Raw genomic sequence first — 17609 nt, forward strand, 5'->3', positions numbered from 1 at the left:
TCATCCCTTCGAAATGTTTAGTTTTTCAAAATAAGAGCTGTACTTCACGCTTTCGAGAATGGCTTCCTGAATGCCGCCTTTGCGGACAAGAGGCAGGACACCGATTGCGTTCAGGCTGGCCCTTGGGGCCTCGCCGATGCCGGAGCAGAGAAGAATACGGCAGTCACTTAGAATTGATATAATTTCTTGCAGCGTAGCTGCTTTGTCACCGTTACAATCGGCCTTGCCATGGCAATAGGCTTGGATCTTGCGGACACCCAGGAGCTGTACATCCGTTCCGTCGGTGTCGTAGACCAGGAACTCAGTGGCATGACCGAAATGCTGATTCACCTTGTCGCCGCCTCTGGTGGCAACCGCGACCCGTGTCTTCGGCCCGCCGGCCTGAATGCGTCTGGCCTGTCTGGCCAAGACGCGCTCGCGGATCTTGGTGTCCAGCTCACGCTGGAACATCGCCCGGGCTTCTTCATTAATGACTGGCTCAGCCTCCATCGCTTCGAGCGGAAAATCGGGATTGCGGTCCTGGCCCAGCAGCCCGATCGCATCGGCCCGGCACTGCCGGCAATGGCGCATAACCTTCATTCCCCCGCGGCCCAGCTGCTCCTGCAAATTAAGCAATTCCTTCGGACGGGGTGCCTTGCGGCCATCCGCTTCATACTGGCTGCCCGGTGCGATAATAAGCGGTGTTACATTGTGCAGCGTGGCTCCGAGCTCTTTTACCCGCGCTGACACTGCAGTCAGATGATGATCGTTAACCCCCGGAATCATAATGGAATTCACTTTGACCAGAATCCCCAGCTTCGCCAGCATCTCAAGTCCCAGTAATTGACGGCGGATCAGCAGCTCGGCTGCCTCTCTGCCTTCGTACCGTACGCCTTCATCGAACACCCAGGGATAAATCGCCTGGCCGACCTCAGGGTCAATGGCGTTGATGGTGATCGTGACATGGCGAATGCCCAGCTCCATAATCTCATCCACATGCCGGTACAGCGTGAGTCCGTTAGTGCTGAGACAGAGGGAGACATCAGGCACATGCTTCCTGACCCGGGCGAAGGTATCGAAGGTCTGCTCCGGGTTCGCCAGCGGATCTCCGGGTCCGGCTACACCCACGACCGAGAGCTGCATCAGCCCAGCGGCAACTCCCCGCACCTTGCGTTCCGCCTGCTCCGGAGTAAGCACCTCACTGACCACGCCCGGCCTGCTCTCATTCACACAGTCGAACTTGCGGTTACAGTAATTGCACTGGATGTTACAGGCGGGAGCAACCGGGATGTGCATCCGGGCATAGAAACGGTGGGCCTCCTCGCTGTAGCAAGGGTGGCGGCTAATCTCCTCTTCCGCTTCACTTGATAGACATGACGGCTGCATCATTTCCCACCTCCTAAAAGTTTTACGGAGCATTTACTCCTTGAAACCACTTCGCAGTAAAACTCGCTTCGAAAGCATACGCTAAGTTTTGTAAGCTAGGCTTCTCTGCGCATTCTGCGTACAAAACTCGCTTCGGAAGCACTAACTTAAGTTTATGGTTCAAATAGCCTTTGTTTTGGTTAATGTTATTTTATCTAACATTAAATTCACTTGGCCGCTTTAATTAGTTTCATCATATTTTCATTACCGGGGATCGTCAATTAGTCCAACGTTCGTTTTGCCCTTTATTTCCTTTTGTTTGCAGTTTCGCCATATAACATGTCAACTTACATGACCCATACTTATCATGTTTCCGTTTTCAGGCCTGTCATTTCTATTGATAGTTGTTCTCACAAAAACATTGACAACACCTCTTAACTCGGATATGATACTTTTAGCCAGAAACGAATCACCTAAAATTTCATATAATCCCGTAAAGGGGAGTAGCTGTTAGATAAAATCGTCAATACGAGAATATGAGGATATTCTCCGGTTTTATCGGCAATAGATTATTGTTAGCGAGACCTTTACCAACCAGGTTACCTTTATTCCAAAGGCTAATCTGTTTGGTAAAGGTCTTTTTTATATATATTTTTGGTTAAACTAATGGTATCACCGTTAGTTTCTCAAAAAAGCAGCTAAACCCACTTGAGGAGGAAACAGCAATGGATTGGGGATTATTATTAGAGTACGGATGGGTATTGCTCGTTCTCGTAGCACTGGAAGGGCTGCTTGCCGCAGACAACGCACTTGTACTCGCAATTATGGTTAAGCATCTTCCTGATGAGGAACGTAAGAAGGCATTGTTCTACGGATTGGCTGGAGCGTTTGTGTTCCGGTTCGGATCGCTGTTCGTCATCTCCTATCTGGTAGACATCTGGCAGGTACAAGCCATCGGTGCGCTATATCTGTTATTTATCGCGGGGAATCACATCTTCCGAAAAGTGTTATTCGCTAAGCCGGTCACGGAAGACGCCGCTGAAAGCGGAAGCCCTGGAGCTGTAAATAAGAAGAAAGCCAGCTTCTGGTTCACCGTACTTAAGGTCGAGGTAGCAGATATTGCCTTTGCCGTAGACTCCATCCTCGCAGCCGTAGCCCTGGCCGTTGCTCTTCCGGCAAGTGGTATCCGCAACATCGGCGGCCTCGACGGCGGACAGTTCCTTGTAATCTTCGCGGGCGGGTTCATTGGTCTCGTTATTATGCGGTTCGCAGCTTCCTTCTTCGTTAAGCTGCTTCACACCCGTCCGGGTCTTGAGGTTGCTGCCTTCTTCATCGTCGGCTGGGTAGGGGTTAAGCTCGCAGTCATCACGCTGGCCCATCCTGCTCTGGGTGTATTGTCCGAAGACTTCGCACACAGCACCTGGTGGAAACTGACCTTCTATGTAGTTCTGATCATCATTGCAGCTACAGGCTGGTTCATGAGCAGTGTCAAGACCGAAGAGAATGTCGGCGAGAATCCTGTCAAGGAAGTCGATAAGCAGCTCGGTAAATAATCTATATTAGAAAGAAAAGCTCTATAAGATGCCCTTAAGATTAGAACTCAAAGCTTGGTCGTCGCTGCGGTGAACATTTGGACTTCCGGCCGCTATTGTATTTGAATTTCCTGATTGAAACCGCTGCTCGCGGTAGATATCCAAATACAGCTTTTGCTTACGATGCGAGCTTTCCTTCGGAAAGCTTTCAGGCGGTCGCTTCCGCTCCTACAGTTCCAAATTTCCCCTCCGTTTCTTTTTGCTTTTTGTTAATTCTTTAGTGCGTCTTATATAGTCCATAAAAAAGAAATCGCCCCTTTGGGATGGATGGTCGATCTTCCATCTTACCAAAAGGGCGATTTCTTTTTGAGTTTTTGAAACTTAGATGTATTGTATACCGCTTAAACAGCGGAGAGGACGGAACGATTGTGTAGAAGCGGCAGCGGTCGCCTTGGTCTCCGGATTTTCACCACATAGGGGAATAAAAAAAATCTGGAGACCACAGCGACCCAAACAACGGTCCGTTCGCGCAGCGTCCACCCAAGTGCTCACGTTGCTCCCACTCAAGCACTATCTCCGCCACTTCATGAATCTGTAATCCAGCACATCCACCAGCAGGAACAGCACGAATCCCACCAGACTGAACAGCATAATTCCGGCATACATCTCAGGGTAGTCCAGCCGCAGCCAGGCATCCATGATAAAGAAGCCCATGCCATGCTCCGTGCCGTAGATTTCGGTGAAAAAGAGTACGGAAATCGCTGTACCCAGCGAAATGCGAATCGTACTGAGGATCACCGATAAAGCGCCGGGAAGCGTCACATTCCAGAATTTCTGCATCGTGCTGGCACCAATACTCGTCAGCACATCATAAGTACTCTCGGGGATGGCCTTCACACCATCACGTACCGAGATAATGACCTGGAACAGCAGGATCAGCATAATCATCAGCACCTTGGAGGTTTCTCCGAGTCCGAAGAAGAGCATGACCACCGGCAACAGCGCAATTTTGGGAATCGGATAGGTCAGATAGACGACCGGGTCCAGTACCCGGTTCCAGAAGGGAGAGCGGCCCATCAGCAGACCGGCCAGCAGACCGAGCAGCAGAGCCAGCAGCACACCTTCAGTGATGCGCATCAGACTGTAGCCGACATTCAGCGCCACATCATGGGCCCCAAGCTGAAACATTGCCTTATAGACCGCGCCGGGGCTGGGCAGAATCGCGTGATTCATGAGCAGATAAGCGACATACCAGAGCGCATTCATTCCGGCAAAAACAAGCAGCAGGCGCAGCAGGTGAATAAAATGCCGTCGTTTTACCATTTTTCCATCATTACCTTTCGGATTCTCTTCGTCTGCTCGAAGTATTCATCGCTCTCCCGCTTCTGGGAATGTTTCATGGCAAATACAGCAGCGTTATCGAGAATCTCTGGCGGCTCCTGCTGGCCCGGCAGCATGATGATAATCTTCTGTCCCAAGAGAATCGCCTCCTCCACATCGTGGGTCACGAATAGCGTGGTCGCCGGATGCGCCTGCCAGTTGTCGATAAAAATCTGCTGCAGCCCTTCCCGCGTAATGGCATCCAGCGCCGAGAACGGCTCATCCAGCAACAGAAGCGTTGGCAGTATGGCAAAGGCGCGGGCAATGGCCACCCGCTGCTGCTGACCGCCGCTCAGCGAGAGCGGAAACCGGCCGGCGAGCTGGGCGATTCCCATGGATTCAAGCCAGTGCATAATTTGCCGGTCCTGCTGCCGCCTACCCCGGCCTGCCCCGCCCGGACGGGCGATCCGCATCGCAATCCGAATGTTGTCACGGACCGTCTTCCAGGGCAGCAGACCATAATTCTGCGGCACCAGCCCGATCAGCGTCTCCTTCTCATGGACAGATCTGTCATTGAAAAGCAGTTCCCCCTCGTAACCAGGCAGCAGTCCGGCAATCGCCCGCAGCAGCGTGGATTTGCCGCTGCCCGAGGGACCGATCACCGTATAAATCCCGTGCTCCGGCAGGGTCAGGTTCATTTCCCCCAGGGCCAGCTGCCCGTTCTGATAAGCTACATGGAGCTGATTAATGCGGAGACCGCTATTTTTTAAACTGGACATCGGAGATCACATCTTCAGCCGATAGTGTTTTGGTCAACAGTCCTTTTTCACGGGCCCAGGCAAAAGCAGCCTCCACTTCCTTCACATCCACCTGGTTCGCAGGCAGATACTCCGGCACCTTAATCTCATTCTTCAGCGTATCGGGATAGCCCACTTCCTTAATAATCAGGTCGATATATTCCGATTGGTCATGCGTCTTCATATAATCGACAGCCTCATCATAAGCGGCGTACATATCGCGGATTCCTTGACCCTTGGCATCAATGGCACTCTGTGGAAAAGCCAGCACAAACGGATTGATCCCCGCACTATGGGTGGAGCTGAGAACGCGCAGACCGGCAGTACGGCCCATGGTGACAAAAGGCTCCGGCAAAACAGCCGCATCCGCCTTATGATTCTTAAGCAGCTCCAGACGCGTTGGAATCTGCGGCACTTCCGTTACAGTAATATCGGCTTCCGTCAGGCCTGCCTGCTTCAGCATCATGGCAACGGTATACTGGGTTGAGGTATTCTTGGACAGGATGACGGTCTTCCCCTTCAGATCCTTTACCTCTTTCACTTCATCATTTCCGGTCAGCAGGTCGAATTCACCTGTGGTCGTGCTGGTGATTTTGACATCGAGTCCTGCTTCATTATAGATCGAGATCGCCACCAGATCCGCACTGAGGCCATCTACCTTACCCGCCTGAAAAGCCACATCACGATCCTTCGCGCTCTTGAAGGTCTGGATATCCAGGTTCACATGATGCTTCTGATCAAATCCCTGCTCATGGGCAATAATAAAAGGAATTGCATCGATGGATGGCAGCAGTCCCAGCGATATCGTAACGGCCTCAGCAGGTACAGCTGTAGCAGCTCCTGTATTAGTATCTTTGGCATTTCCTGCCTGATTTGCGCTACCGCATCCGGCAGCTACTACACTGACAGCAGCAGTCAGCACGACTAGCTTCATAAGGTGTTTCCAGTTTCTTGTCTTCATGAATCTTGATTCCCCCATCTCTTATCGGTTACGCTTCATGCGAATTTATTCACATACATAGTACACCCATTGTCCTATTTTGTATATTTATAAATTTAAGTATCAGTTTTCTAATGTCCAATATGTTCATGGAATTCTTTTTACAGCAGCACCCAATAATGACGCAAATATGCTATAATGACCTGTACCTATTCCGCAGGTATCCCCCTTCAAGCAGCAGTCCTATTCCAACCCTATCTAAGGAGCTGTGCCCTATGAGCGATGTAATTCTCCAGCAGATTCTTGCCGAGCTGCAAGGAGTAAAGTCCGAAATTACAGAATTAAAATCGGAAATTTCAGGAGTTAAATTCGAAGTTACAGGAATGAAGTCCGAAATCACAGAACTAAAATCCGAAATTTCAGGAGTTAAATCCGAAGTTACAGGAATGAAGTCTGAAATCACAGGGATCAAATCCGAAATTTCAGGACTCAAGGCCGATGTTCAAAATCTTCAGTCAGAATTCACTGCATTCAAGTCTGAAATTACGGCCGAGCTGGTGATCATCAAGGATGAAATTGAAAACGTCAAGGCCGACATCCTTACCATCAAGGATGATATCGTTACCGTCAAGGCTGATATCGAAAGCATCAAAGAAGATACCAAGCTGATTCCGCTTATTCAGCAGGCGGTGTCCGAAGTGAATACTGAAGTCGTTGCTGGCCGGGATTCTCTGGAGCGAATTGACCGGAGCCTAAGAGGACATGACGCAACGCTGGATATCCTGGCCCGGCGTTCTATAGATCAGGAAGCTGAAATGAAACGTTTAGCTGCTTCTGCATAACATCCTGCCACTAAGCGACCGCCCTCCCGGCTGCCGCTTTTTTTGTTGCCCGCACGCAGTCCATCTCACGAGGACATTGTTCTCTTATACAAATACAAACCCAGTTATCACAACATTATTCCTTATTTATTTGTCTTTAACAGGCGGACACTCCATTGCTTTATGGATTATGTATGTTATAATGAAAGCGTAACCAAAAGAGATGTCCCAGAGGTTCATTACCGTATTTCATCGCCAAGGAGGATGAATGCAATGCTGGCAGGAATTAAGGAACTGAAGAATTGGGTAACCGGGATGTGGCAGCCGGGGATGGCTTCCGGAGAAGAGGATTACCGGAGAATGGAATACAGCGCACACCGCCATCTGCACACACCGCCAACGCCAAGCCCGCTAACTTACGAGCAGGAATCGCGCATCAAGACTGTCAAATTTCACTAATTTACAGTTAGATGTATATATAGAACACCCTTCACCTATTAGGTTAAGGCCGCTAAGGAACGGGAGCATCCCGGCTCAGGCGGCCTTTTATTTGTTGCACTTGATTCATTATATTGCTAACCACCGCAGGATCGTCTGTGCCGCTTCCTGATAGCGCTGTCCTACGAGAAGGCCGGTATGGGTGGTGTTCCAAAGACCTGTGTAGGCTGCGCTGAAATACGCTGCATTAGCTCTGCCCCGACGCTCATCCTCATCACTGTTAATGGCATGGATCACCAGACAAGGGCAAGTAATGAACCCGCTGTCTACGGATACCCCTGCTGCCCCGAAATGATAAGAAAAGGTTCGAAACGCCTTGGCGGACTCCATCGTCAGGTATTTTCGCTGAAACGCTATGTCTTCTGCCGTCTCATCCAGGCTGATCTCCTCTTCGCGGACCGGTGCGGGTACTACGTTACCCGGTACTGTCTTAACGATATCCGTATAAGGGACCTCCTCATGTACCTCTCTGCATAGACTCGAATCAATCAACACAAGTCCGGCCAGCCCGGCTGTCTCCGCCACCTTCTGGCTAAGAATTCCGCCCATGCTGAACCCGATTAGGGCAGGAGCAACTCCGCATTCAGCTTGGATCACCCGCATCACTTCATGGATATCCTCCAGATAATCTTCAAAGGTAATTTGCGTCATATCCAGCACCCGGCTCCGGTAATGACTTCTCAGATTCATCACATAACATGTCCAGCCTTCACGGATGAAATGGGGAATGTACTTGCTCCACATCCAGCTTCCGGTATAGGCACCGTGTACAAACAGTAGGGGTACCTTATTCTCCTGTTCCTGGCCTTTTCTCGCCTCTTCTCCCTTATAAATCTCCAGATAGAGATCATGCTCACCGACATATATCTCTGTATGCGGCGGTAATTCATCAGTATAGTCCCTCATTGTAGTGTCCTTCCCCCAATTAGTTTGATATCAAACTATCACACCAAATTTTTAGAAATTATGATTGATTTTTATTAAAATCGCCAGCAAAATTGTCTGCTCCTCTTCCGTGATATCGCGGTAGAACTGCTTCAGCATAGCAGAAGAGACCGATTCAAATACCGGCTCCAGCGCCTTCCCCTTCCCGGTTAGAGTAACGTATACGTACCGTGTGTCCTCCTGATCCCTCTCCTTCTTAACCAGTCCCAGCCGGACCAGCTTATCCACAAGTGCTGTAACCGTAGATTTGTCCTTATGAATATGTGCCGAGATCTCAGCCATGGTGAGTCTGTGCTTAGACAGCAGCGCATAAAGAATATCTCCGTGTGAGGTGGCAATGCCGTCTACTCCCTGCTTCGCCATCTCTTGAACGATGAAGCGGTTAACCTTCTCGCGGATCTTGGATATAAGTGAAATAGCGTCTCTGGTCTCCATACAGGGATTATAGTTTGATATCAAACCATTGTCAATAGATTAGTACATCAGTTCTGCTCCTATTCAGAGTCCTTATCAAGCAGCATGACTTCCTCACCCCGCTTCTGCCGGATCGCAATATTGGTTCTGCCCCAGGAGCACATCAGGTCAATGATTTCATTGGCTGTCACTCCATACTCGGTGATGTAATATTCCACTTTGGGCGGCATTTGGCTGTAGACCACTCTGCCGATGATCCCGTCCCGTTCCAGCTCACGAAGCTGCTGAATTAGAACTTTTTGCGAGATGCCTGGAATACTGCGCTGGAGTTCACTGGTCCTCTTGGTCCCCGACATCAGTATACATATGATCAGCGACTTCCATTTCCCGCCGATAATCTCAAGTGTTGCCTCGATCCCTAAATGATATTGCTTCATCTCTGGCACCTCACCCGTCTTAAATTGAACCTACTTCTCTAAGCATGCCACAATATCCTGCAAGTGGAAACGGCTTTGCCGTCTTTCTTATATTATTAAGTCTAGTGCACACCTTGAGGTAACCTTGTTACTTTATTGTGTGTATTTACATTTTCAGGAACTTGCAAAATAATAAAAGCAGCTGCACAACACAAATTATACCCCGGAAAGGTGATCCCTAATGACAACCCTGATTATCCTGGCACACCCCGATATAGAAGCTTCAAGAGTGAACCGGAGATGGAGACAAGAGCTGCTGCTGCATCCGGAGGACGTTACGGTCCACGAGCTCTACAAGGAGTACCCGGACTGGAGCATCGATGTTCTGCGGGAGCAGCGTTTATTGGAGGCGCATGACCTGATTATTTTCCAATTCCCCTTATACTGGTACAGCTACCCCCCGCTGCTGAAAAAATGGCTGGACGATGTGTTCACTCACGGCTGGGCTTACGGCTCGAACGGGAACAAGCTGAAGGGTAAGAAGCTGGGCATAGCTATGACCATCGGCGATAAAAAGGAAAACTACCAGCCGGCCGGCTCTGTTTCTTTTACCGTAGATGAAGTGATCGCGCCTTTCAAAGCCAGTACAGTACATGTAGGCGCAACCGTATTACCCTATTTCGCCGTCTTCGGCGCCTCCTTCCAGGCGAGTGACGAAGAGATTAACCAGAGTGCGGCGGATTATGTGGAATATATTATTGGGAACAGTTAAGATTGGGGAGATAACTCCCCCTTTTAGTACTTTTTCTGAAAATCCTGCTCCAAATGCAACATCCCCCTGCTCATCTCGGCCATAATCCCAAAGTGTTGTATAAAAAGCAGGATTTCTCTTCCTCCAAGCGGCTTAGCGGGGCCATTCTTGCATTTTATACAACAACTCTAGCAAATTGCTAGAGTTCCAGGTCATAGAGTTGCAATAAGTACACCATTCATTGCTGTTAGCCAATAATCCAATCGACTTCCTCGATAGCAACCACTTCAATGTCATTACAGTAGAACTTAAACCGTTCCTCATTCTCAATATCCCTGACAAGATATTTAACGGAATCCCAGCCCCTGTCCGAAATATTCAAAATCTCAAAGCTGGATAATTGGATTACCATTCCTCCGGCAGATATCTGAAATTTCCCCACCTTTTGAAATTGAATGCTGACCTTATATATCGGTTTACCGCCTTTAGGTATTAAAACAAAGTTGATTAGCAGCATTGGCGTATTGTATTCATCGAACAGTTGTACCGTATCCAGCTCAACCCAGTATCTGTAATCTGTAATGAACTTCAGATCATTCACTGTAAAGTCAGTTACTTTGGCGGTGACCAGATCTATTTTTTTGATATTTGGCATAGTACCTCCCAGCAAGTTACTTTCTTACGTTCACTCTATATAGACTCTATATAGTATGCTATTCCCGCTTCTTCCCCACTGCGCCAAGATAGATCACAAACTCTTCATCTCCGTCCAGCGCCAAAATCTCGTCAATCAGCTTCTGGTCATAGATTCCGATAGCGCAGGCGCCTGCTCCGATCGATTCACTGGCTAGGTACAGATTCTGGCAGACATGTCCAACATCGATGAGGATTTTTTTGTGGGCTGAAATATCATACTTCCATTCAGAACGGTACGGTGTGGTACTCCAGGCGAACAGCACAGAAGCCTTGCGTGCAAAGTTAGGGACGAACGGCTGATCCAGCGTAATGGCATCAATCTTCTGCTCCAGCTCATCCAATTCAAACATAAACAAGAGCTGATGCTCCACAGGAAGATATCTGTAAATCCCCTGCCGGATGCCTTCTACCCGCATAATCATCAAGTAGGTCTCAAAGGTGTGTGTCGCGCCACTGCAGGGTACAGTCCGCAGCGTAAGCCCGTTCTTGTTCATTCCAGTAATCCCCTGGGTGGCCCACAATAAATAGGATAGCTCCTCTAGACTTAGCGTGTCGGCCGAATAGAAGCGTGTACTTCTTCTCTGCTCTATACAGTCAAATATACTCTCTTTACTCACTACGTCTCTACTAACCTTTGGCAGATCAATAATTTGTGATTCCGCATGAAATGACTTCACAATCGGTGGCTGTGCAATGCCCTTAATCTTGTCTGTTTTGATCTGCTTGAATTCATGAAAATTGGATTTCAGAAAATTTCGTTGTTGTTCATATCTGGTCATAACAGTTCCTCCCGGATTACCTTAATAGCTATAATTTATCATTTGATAAAATTCAGATGGTGATCTAACTCACTCTTCTGTTGTTTTCGCACTTCAACAAAAAACTCCCCCACCCCGAAGGGTAAGGGAAGTCTTCATCGCGTCATCTCTTAAGCGCGGCAGCTATATTATCAGCTCCCAGCGTAATCTGGCTCGGGAAGCGTATGCGGACGGCTTTTAACCTACTCTACTCATCCTCCAAAATCAGCCGGTATCCCTTCTTGCCTTCCCTGGCAGCAAGTCCCCAGGCCTCGGCTGCCATCCAGGCGGGATCACTCCCCAGCCGGACCTCAAAGGCCCGGCAGGCTTCGGCCCGCTTACGCAGTTCTTCATCGGCTCCGGGTTCAGTCCCCCCGGTTATTACCTTCCGCCGCAAGGCTCTCCACAGCTCTACATCCGCCAGGGCTCTGTGCAGCCAGGGGCCTGCTTCCGTCTGGAACTTGGAATTCTCCATTTCAAGCAGCCTGCAGGAGACGCTCTCCAGTCGGTCGAAATACGCATCAAGCCAGTGGATATCTCTGCTGTGCACAGCCTCTTTCAGTTCCTCATATCCACCGCTATAGAGCTGGCTATTGAGATTCTGGCGGCAGAAGAACATCATGTCGTCTGCCAGCTCTCCGGCAAATTCGCGGACCGACAGCTCCCAGGATAGCTCAAGCATATAACGCTCACTGTTCCACATATAGTGGGCCATGGTGTTCAGTGTAATCTTGGAGCATTCCCACTGCACCATCGGATTCGCTACCACGGCCTGATGTCCGGTCTGGCCAAGCCGGGAATAACGCCCGCGGACCGGGTCCAGAAACAACCGGTCATAGTCGGCATCATTGACAGGTATGTTGTCCCACAGCCACAGCTCATGTCCGTAATGGCTGTAATTATCCCGTGCATGCCTGCTCCCGACTTGCCGGGCAAAAACGGCAGATCCGGTCCAGAATATCTTGATATCCGTATGCAACTTCTCGCGGATATCCCGCTTATATTCGGTATCCCAGGAGGACCAGTACTCAGAGGGGCACATCACCAGCATAACCTTCTGCAATTGACGGCTTAAATAGTCGTAGACACGGTTGGCCACATAAGCGTGTGCCAGTCCGGAGCGCTCAAGGTAATGAAGGTTCTCCCCTGACAAGGCGTAGTCGATGTCGTCCATCAGCAGAGCGAAATGCCGGACCCCGATGGCGATCATCGCTGTCAGCTTCGCTTCCAGACTGGCAAAATCGTCTTCACTGCGAAACTGCAGATCATTCCCCGGACTAATGCAATAATAGAAGTCCACCAGCTGCGTATCACATTCCTGCTTCAGCTCACGAATCTGCTCGAACAGATTCTCAGGATAAGGCTCACGCCATAGCTCGCGGTGATAGGGATCATCCTTGGGAGCATGCATGAAGGTATTCATCCGGTGAGCCGCCAGATAACGCACAGCATCCATCCGGTCCTCGAAGCTCCACGGCGTGCCGTAGAAGCCTTCAATAATGCCGCGGACCGGAAAAGAAGGCTCATCGTGAATGGTCGCCACAGGCAAGCGGCACTTGCCTTCATCTAGGATCAGCAGCCGGTGCAGAGCATCCATTCCATACCTTAGTCCCCTCTTATTGGAGGCAGCTATGGTAACTGTGCCGTCCTTACGGATATCCAGCAGATAGCCATCCGCTTTAAGCGATCTCTCATATTTAAGTTCCAGCTTGATATTTCCAGGTTCAGGTGTTTCCTCATTTTCTCCAGACGGCTCAAGGATCACAATCGGGCCTTCGGCGGCAAGCGGCCACTCCCACTTCTGGATCATGGAGAACTTTGAAGTCAGCTCGATTCTCAACTGCTGCCCTTCCACCACCAACTCTTCACCCTGATCGTAATAGTCCCGAAAGTAATACTGCCGTTCCCTTAACGGCATCGTCATATGCATACCTCCTTAATCCGTAACCTTTACATTTCCAAACACGGCCTTGTTCCGCGAGTCATTCCCGGGGTTGCTGAGGGCAATCCCGATATACACCTTGCTTTTCATCGGGATCTGAATGGTTCCGACCGTCTGCCAGCTGCTCCCATTTGCCGAAATCGACCCTTTGAACGTATTGCCGGTTCTTGTCAGCTTCAGCCATTTCGGAGCTGAGGCAGTTGCCGTATGATCGGCCATAGTTCCCGCAGTTTCTGAACGATACTGGAAGGTGGCCCCATTCGATGGGGTAAGCATCATATCCGCGTGCTTGGAATTATGGCTCAGGGACTCCCGGATCATAATGCCGGCCTTGGCCCAGCCGTCCAGCCAACTGGTGGACTGCACCTTAACCACAATCTCCGCATTGCCGCTCACGGGTTGGTAGATATAATTCAGCTGATCCCCATTCCCCCAAATATCCGTAGAGCTGCTACTGAGTGTAAACTGCTTATTGGAAGCATTGTAGGTGGCGTTCCCCGGCATGGAACCGATATTCCGCGCCTTCCATACCGCAGGCAGCTGGGCCGGATAGTCCTGCTCTACCGGAGCCGTCCAGCCCGGCGTCGGCCAGGTCTCACGTTCATGGATGTTTGCCAGTTCCTCTTCCGGCCAGGCCCCGTAGGCAAAGAACGACAGGCGCTTCACACCCGGATAATTCTCGCGGATGCCCTTGTAGACCTCCTGATATTGATCATCGGACCAGTCATTATCCAGGGTAGCTACAATATCCACATCACTGCCGCTGATCGCGTCACTGGTATCCTTCAGGATACCGTAGGAGGTGCTGTATACCCAATCACTGTTGAATTCCCAGTCATCGAAGTACGCCATCGGTGCGACAAAGTCGATCTCATCCTTGAACTTGGCTACATTCTGTCCAACCTCGGTAAATTCCGGCGGCAGAATATATACACCGAGCTGCACATCCGGATTCGCGGATTCGGAAATATCCTCACGGATATCGCCTACATACTGTCCGATTTGTTCAGTTCTCCATTCATTCCACTGCTGACGCTGCGGCGAATCCGTATTGAAGTCAATGCTGAGCGGCGAATACCCGAACTGCGCCTGATACTTGGCAACCGTATAATCACTGACATCCATGTTGTAATTGTCGAAGCGGATCCAGTCCAGTACAACACCGTCCACATCATAATTCCCGATCACTTCCTGAATGATGGAGCGTTCATACTGCTGCACTTCATGGTGAATCGGATTGACGAAATATTCGTTGCCGTTAGAGCCCGTAAACGGAGTCTGAACCCCGTTCACCAGCGACTGCATCTGCCATTCATCATGAGCGAGGAAGGCCTGCTGGTCATGGAACTGGGGAATCCAGGCATGAACCTTGATGCCTGCGGCATGAGCTGCCGTAATGACAGCCTGCAAAGCATCGAAATTCTGATAGCCCTGGGCAATAGGAGCGATATCACTCTGATAAAATACACTGCCGGACGGAACCTCATCATCTTCATCCTGCTTCACATTCATGCTGATGACATCGACCCCGTAGCTGGTGGACAGCGCGATGAAATTCTGCACATCCGCCAAGTTCTTGAACTGGTTAACAGTCCGTACAATCACTTCCGTCTCAAATGGGGGATTGCTCTGCTCCTCGGCCTGTGCCGGAAGGGGAAGGGAACCCCCCGCTACCGAAGAAACCAACACAATGCCTAACACTGCCATGAACCTCGATCTCAATGCAAATGCCATAATATCGCCTCCACATCATAGTTTTATTTGGCCAGTTGCCCGTACGGCAGTTATTTCGTCAGGTTCATTTTCTTCACATTTTCCTGCCATTTTTCAGTTCTGAACTCAAGCAGCTTATCCAGCCCGGCTTTTTCGGTGTTCTTTCTGGCGGTATCCAGTGCTGCCAGCACCTCTTCATCCGATTTCGCCTGAACCATCTGGGCGTAAGCAAGAGTGTAAATATCTGCGATATTCTGTGCGATAATGCCGGTCTCCGTATCCGGAAGCGGATCGGTATTTACGAATTGTGTAATGTCCAGCGCGGTTTTCCAGGTCACGGTGGACTGGGCCACGGTCTCCCAGGATTTCTGGTTCGCGGAGAGCAGCGCCTCGAGGCTCATTTTGGCCGTATCAATGAAGGTCGTATTCCCGGCCCAGTTGAAGTCCTCGAATTTCCGCATCGTATCCGTACGCTCGTTAGCAGGCGTTGTCTTGTATTTCTCGTTTGGAATCGGCGCTCCATCCGCATCCTCCTCATCCCAGTACAAGCCCTTGGGGCCGAAGAATAGCACCTTCTGTCCCTCCGGACCCGTAATCCAGTCAAAGTAAGCGAAGATAGCCTCCGGGTCCTTGGCTTGTTTGGTAATGACGCTGACGTTCCAGCCCAGCGTCTCAAAGCCGCTTACAAATACTTTGGTCTTGTCTACTCCTGCTTTGTGGACAGGCCAGATAATTTCATAACCGCTGTCCGGATTGCTTGCTGTCAATGCCCGGTGTCCCTCGGCTCCATACGTAGTGATATTGGATTCGACCATGACTGCTACCCGGCCGGTATTGACCTTTTCCTTGACCGCATCCTGGGTTTGCTGCAGCGCATCCTGTGTAATTAGCCGTTCACGGTACAGCTTATTGATGTACAGCACCATCTCCTCGTAAGCGGGATCATCCAGGATCGATGACAGCTTATCGCCATCCGGATATCCCATGAGTGTAACGAACTTGCTGGTGGAGTTCTCCTTGAAGCCGCCATACATGATCTCCAGACCTGCACCCTTCTCCCCAACCTCCAGAGGGACTACATCCGGATACTTGTCTTGCACCAGGAGCAAATATTGATACAAGTCATCAAAGGTCTCCAGCGCCGGCCTGCCGAGTGCGTTATAGATATCCTTATTCACCATCCATCCGCCGTTGCCGAATTGCCCGGAGGTATACCAGTTCGGGATTTGATAGATTTTCCCGTCGTCGGAACGGAGCAGATTCAGGGTCGATTCCTTCACATATTTCTTGAAGTTCGGATATTTCTCATAGTAATCATCCAGTGCAACGAGCTGCCCCGCCTGCACCAGCCTCTCCACTGAGGACCCCCGGTCCGTAAAAATGACATCCGGCAAATCGCCGCCGACGATCATCGTGTTCAGCTTTTCTCCGGCCGCTCCTCCGGATTGGATCGGTTCAACCGTAACCTTGCGGTTCTCCTGAATCCACTTCGTCGCCTCATTCTCCCCCCATGGTGATGTCGTGAGCCAGTCGTAGTTGCCATAGAAGCTGAAGGTCACAGGCTTGATCCCGCTGCCGTCATCTGTAGCGGCCCCGGTATTCAGATTGTTCCCGCTTGTGTTCTGTGAAGTGTCAGAATTCCCCCCTCCGCTACAGGCAGCGAGCAGCAGCACCAGCGAAGTCAGCAACAGAGCTACCCATGTCAGGCGTTTGCGCATTCTTTTTCCTTCTTTCTACGTAAGATGGGGACTGCTATTCTTTCAATGAACCGACCATCACGCCCTTCACAAAGTACTTCTGGAGAAAAGGGTAGGTCAGGATAATCGGAATAGTAGCGATCATCATCGTAGCCATAGTCAGTGACTTCGTGGTAATCGTCCGATTCCGGTTCATATGATCCAGCGCGATCGCATTCGAGGAGCCAATCTGGGTCATGATGTTGGAGTTCATTACCTGCCGCAGCAGCGTCTGTATAGGCAGCAGGTGATCCTCGGTAATGTAGATCGCTCCCGTAAACCAGTCATTCCAGTAACCGACTGCGGTGAATAAGGCTATCGTGGCCAGCACCGGGCCGGAGACGGGAATCACGATCCGGAAGAAAATGCCGTAGTTGCTGCTGCCGTCGATTTTGGCGGATTCCTCCAGTCCCTCCGGCAAAGCGCTGAAGAAGGTGCGGATGACAATCATGTTCCAGACGCTGATGATGCCGGGGATAATCAGCACCCAAAAGGTATCCAGCATCCCCAAAGAACGGATGAGTAAATAACTGGGGATAAGCCCTCCGCTGAAGAACATCGTAATCATGAAGAACACCATATATTGCTTGCGGAAAAGTAAGGTCTTCTTGGACATGCCGTAAGCTAGCAAGGCCGTAAAGAATACGGATAATGCTGTGCCGCAGAGCGTTCTGAGAATGGTGATCAGAAACGAATTCAGCAGGCGGTCATCCTGAAACACAATATAATAATTTTCCAGGGTAAAGGCTCTCGGCCACAAGGTTACACCGCCGAGCGCCGTATCGCTCCCCAGATTAAAGGAAATGACGAGCGCGTTCCAAAACGGGTACAGCATGAGTAGCGCCAGCAATGCCAAAAGGATATAAATACTCCGCTGCATCATTTTGTCGCCCAGGCTTAGTCTCATTGTTCGGCCCTCCTAAAAGGTTTATGGAGCATTGTTGTGG

At 50.2% G+C, this 17609-nt stretch carries 17 protein-coding genes; 4 read left to right on the forward strand and 13 right to left on the reverse strand.

Annotated elements, in window-relative coordinates; translation table 11 throughout:
- The gene (nifB, locus tag NST26_RS25980) at nt 1-1368 is read right to left on the reverse strand and encodes a nitrogenase cofactor biosynthesis protein NifB (protein WP_340950520.1); all 1368 of its coding nucleotides are present in this window, start codon (nt 1366-1368) and stop codon (nt 1-3) included.
- 701 nt (nt 1369-2069) lie between these two features.
- Between nifB and NST26_RS25985 the strand changes: the two genes are divergently transcribed.
- Nucleotides 2070-2897, forward strand: coding sequence for a TerC family protein (locus NST26_RS25985; protein WP_076083072.1), 828 nt, complete (start codon nt 2070-2072; stop codon nt 2895-2897).
- 549 nt (nt 2898-3446) lie between these two features.
- Here the strand turns inward: NST26_RS25985 and NST26_RS25990 are convergent.
- Genes NST26_RS25990 through NST26_RS26000 form a run of 3 tightly spaced genes read right to left on the reverse strand, consistent with a single transcriptional unit; the run spans nt 3447 to nt 5954 of the window.
- Nucleotides 3447-4199: an ABC transporter permease gene (locus NST26_RS25990; RefSeq protein ID WP_339250752.1), complete on the reverse strand. Its 753-nt coding sequence runs from the start codon at nt 4197-4199 to the stop codon at nt 3447-3449.
- Complete coding sequence (locus tag NST26_RS25995) at nt 4193-4975, reverse strand: ABC transporter ATP-binding protein (RefSeq protein ID WP_339250754.1); 783 nt, start codon at nt 4973-4975, stop codon at nt 4193-4195. Before NST26_RS25995 ends, NST26_RS25990 begins: the two co-directional genes overlap by 7 nt.
- Nucleotides 4956-5954 carry an ABC transporter substrate-binding protein gene (locus tag NST26_RS26000; RefSeq protein ID WP_036723493.1) on the reverse strand — a complete coding sequence of 333 codons (999 nt, stop codon included), beginning with the start codon at nt 5952-5954 and terminating at the stop codon, nt 4956-4958. Before NST26_RS26000 ends, NST26_RS25995 begins: the two co-directional genes overlap by 20 nt.
- Before the next feature lie 254 nt (nt 5955-6208).
- Between NST26_RS26000 and NST26_RS26005 the strand changes: the two genes are divergently transcribed.
- Nucleotides 6209-6775, forward strand: a complete 567-nt coding sequence (locus NST26_RS26005) for a hypothetical protein (RefSeq protein WP_340980174.1) — start codon at nt 6209-6211, stop codon at nt 6773-6775.
- A 252-nt stretch (nt 6776-7027) separates the two neighbouring features.
- Entirely contained in the window at nt 7028-7213 is a 186-nt protein-coding gene (locus tag NST26_RS26010; protein ID WP_036723496.1) for a hypothetical protein, read from the forward strand.
- Nucleotides 7214-7321: 108 nt separating this feature from the next.
- On the opposite strand, the gene NST26_RS26015 is transcribed toward NST26_RS26010, so the two are convergent.
- The 3 genes from NST26_RS26015 to NST26_RS26025 are packed head-to-tail and all read right to left on the reverse strand — an operon-like array spanning nt 7322 to nt 9048.
- Nucleotides 7322-8158 (reverse strand): alpha/beta hydrolase, encoded by an 837-nt coding sequence (locus NST26_RS26015; protein WP_340980175.1) that lies wholly within the window; start codon nt 8156-8158, stop codon nt 7322-7324.
- A 51-nt stretch (nt 8159-8209) separates the two neighbouring features.
- Nucleotides 8210-8632: a MarR family winged helix-turn-helix transcriptional regulator gene (locus NST26_RS26020; RefSeq protein WP_036723521.1), complete on the reverse strand. Its 423-nt coding sequence runs from the start codon at nt 8630-8632 to the stop codon at nt 8210-8212.
- A gap of 59 nt (nt 8633-8691) precedes the next feature.
- The gene (locus tag NST26_RS26025; RefSeq protein WP_340980176.1) at nt 8692-9048 is read right to left on the reverse strand and encodes a winged helix-turn-helix transcriptional regulator; all 357 of its coding nucleotides are present in this window, start codon (nt 9046-9048) and stop codon (nt 8692-8694) included.
- Between the two features lie 220 nt (nt 9049-9268).
- On the opposite strand from NST26_RS26025, the gene NST26_RS26030 reads away from it, so the two are divergent.
- Nucleotides 9269-9799, forward strand: coding sequence for an NAD(P)H-dependent oxidoreductase (locus NST26_RS26030; protein WP_340980177.1), 531 nt, complete (start codon nt 9269-9271; stop codon nt 9797-9799).
- A 226-nt stretch (nt 9800-10025) separates the two neighbouring features.
- Here NST26_RS26030 and NST26_RS26035 read toward each other — a convergent pair whose 3' ends face one another.
- The 6 genes from NST26_RS26035 to NST26_RS26060 form a co-directional block, all read right to left on the reverse strand.
- On the reverse strand, nt 10026-10433 hold the full coding sequence (locus NST26_RS26035) for a hypothetical protein (protein ID WP_339250767.1): 408 nt from the start codon (nt 10431-10433) through the stop codon (nt 10026-10028).
- Nucleotides 10434-10491: 58 nt separating this feature from the next.
- On the reverse strand, nt 10492-11253 hold the full coding sequence (locus NST26_RS26040; RefSeq protein ID WP_340980178.1) for a SagB/ThcOx family dehydrogenase: 762 nt from the start codon (nt 11251-11253) through the stop codon (nt 10492-10494).
- 226 nt (nt 11254-11479) lie between these two features.
- Nucleotides 11480-13195: a protein O-GlcNAcase gene (locus tag NST26_RS26045; protein ID WP_340980179.1), complete on the reverse strand. Its 1716-nt coding sequence runs from the start codon at nt 13193-13195 to the stop codon at nt 11480-11482.
- A 12-nt stretch (nt 13196-13207) separates the two neighbouring features.
- Nucleotides 13208-14947, reverse strand: coding sequence for a family 10 glycosylhydrolase (locus NST26_RS26050; RefSeq protein WP_340980180.1), 1740 nt, complete (start codon nt 14945-14947; stop codon nt 13208-13210).
- A gap of 50 nt (nt 14948-14997) precedes the next feature.
- On the reverse strand, nt 14998-16644 hold the full coding sequence (locus NST26_RS26055; RefSeq protein WP_340950502.1) for an extracellular solute-binding protein: 1647 nt from the start codon (nt 16642-16644) through the stop codon (nt 14998-15000).
- A gap of 34 nt (nt 16645-16678) precedes the next feature.
- Complete coding sequence (locus NST26_RS26060) at nt 16679-17569, reverse strand: carbohydrate ABC transporter permease (protein ID WP_339250777.1); 891 nt, start codon at nt 17567-17569, stop codon at nt 16679-16681.
- Between the last annotated feature and the right edge of the window lie 40 nt (nt 17570-17609).

Source organism: Paenibacillus sp. FSL R7-0128 (assembly GCF_038002245.1).
GTDB lineage: Bacteria > Bacillota > Bacilli > Paenibacillales > Paenibacillaceae > Paenibacillus_AQ > Paenibacillus_AQ silagei.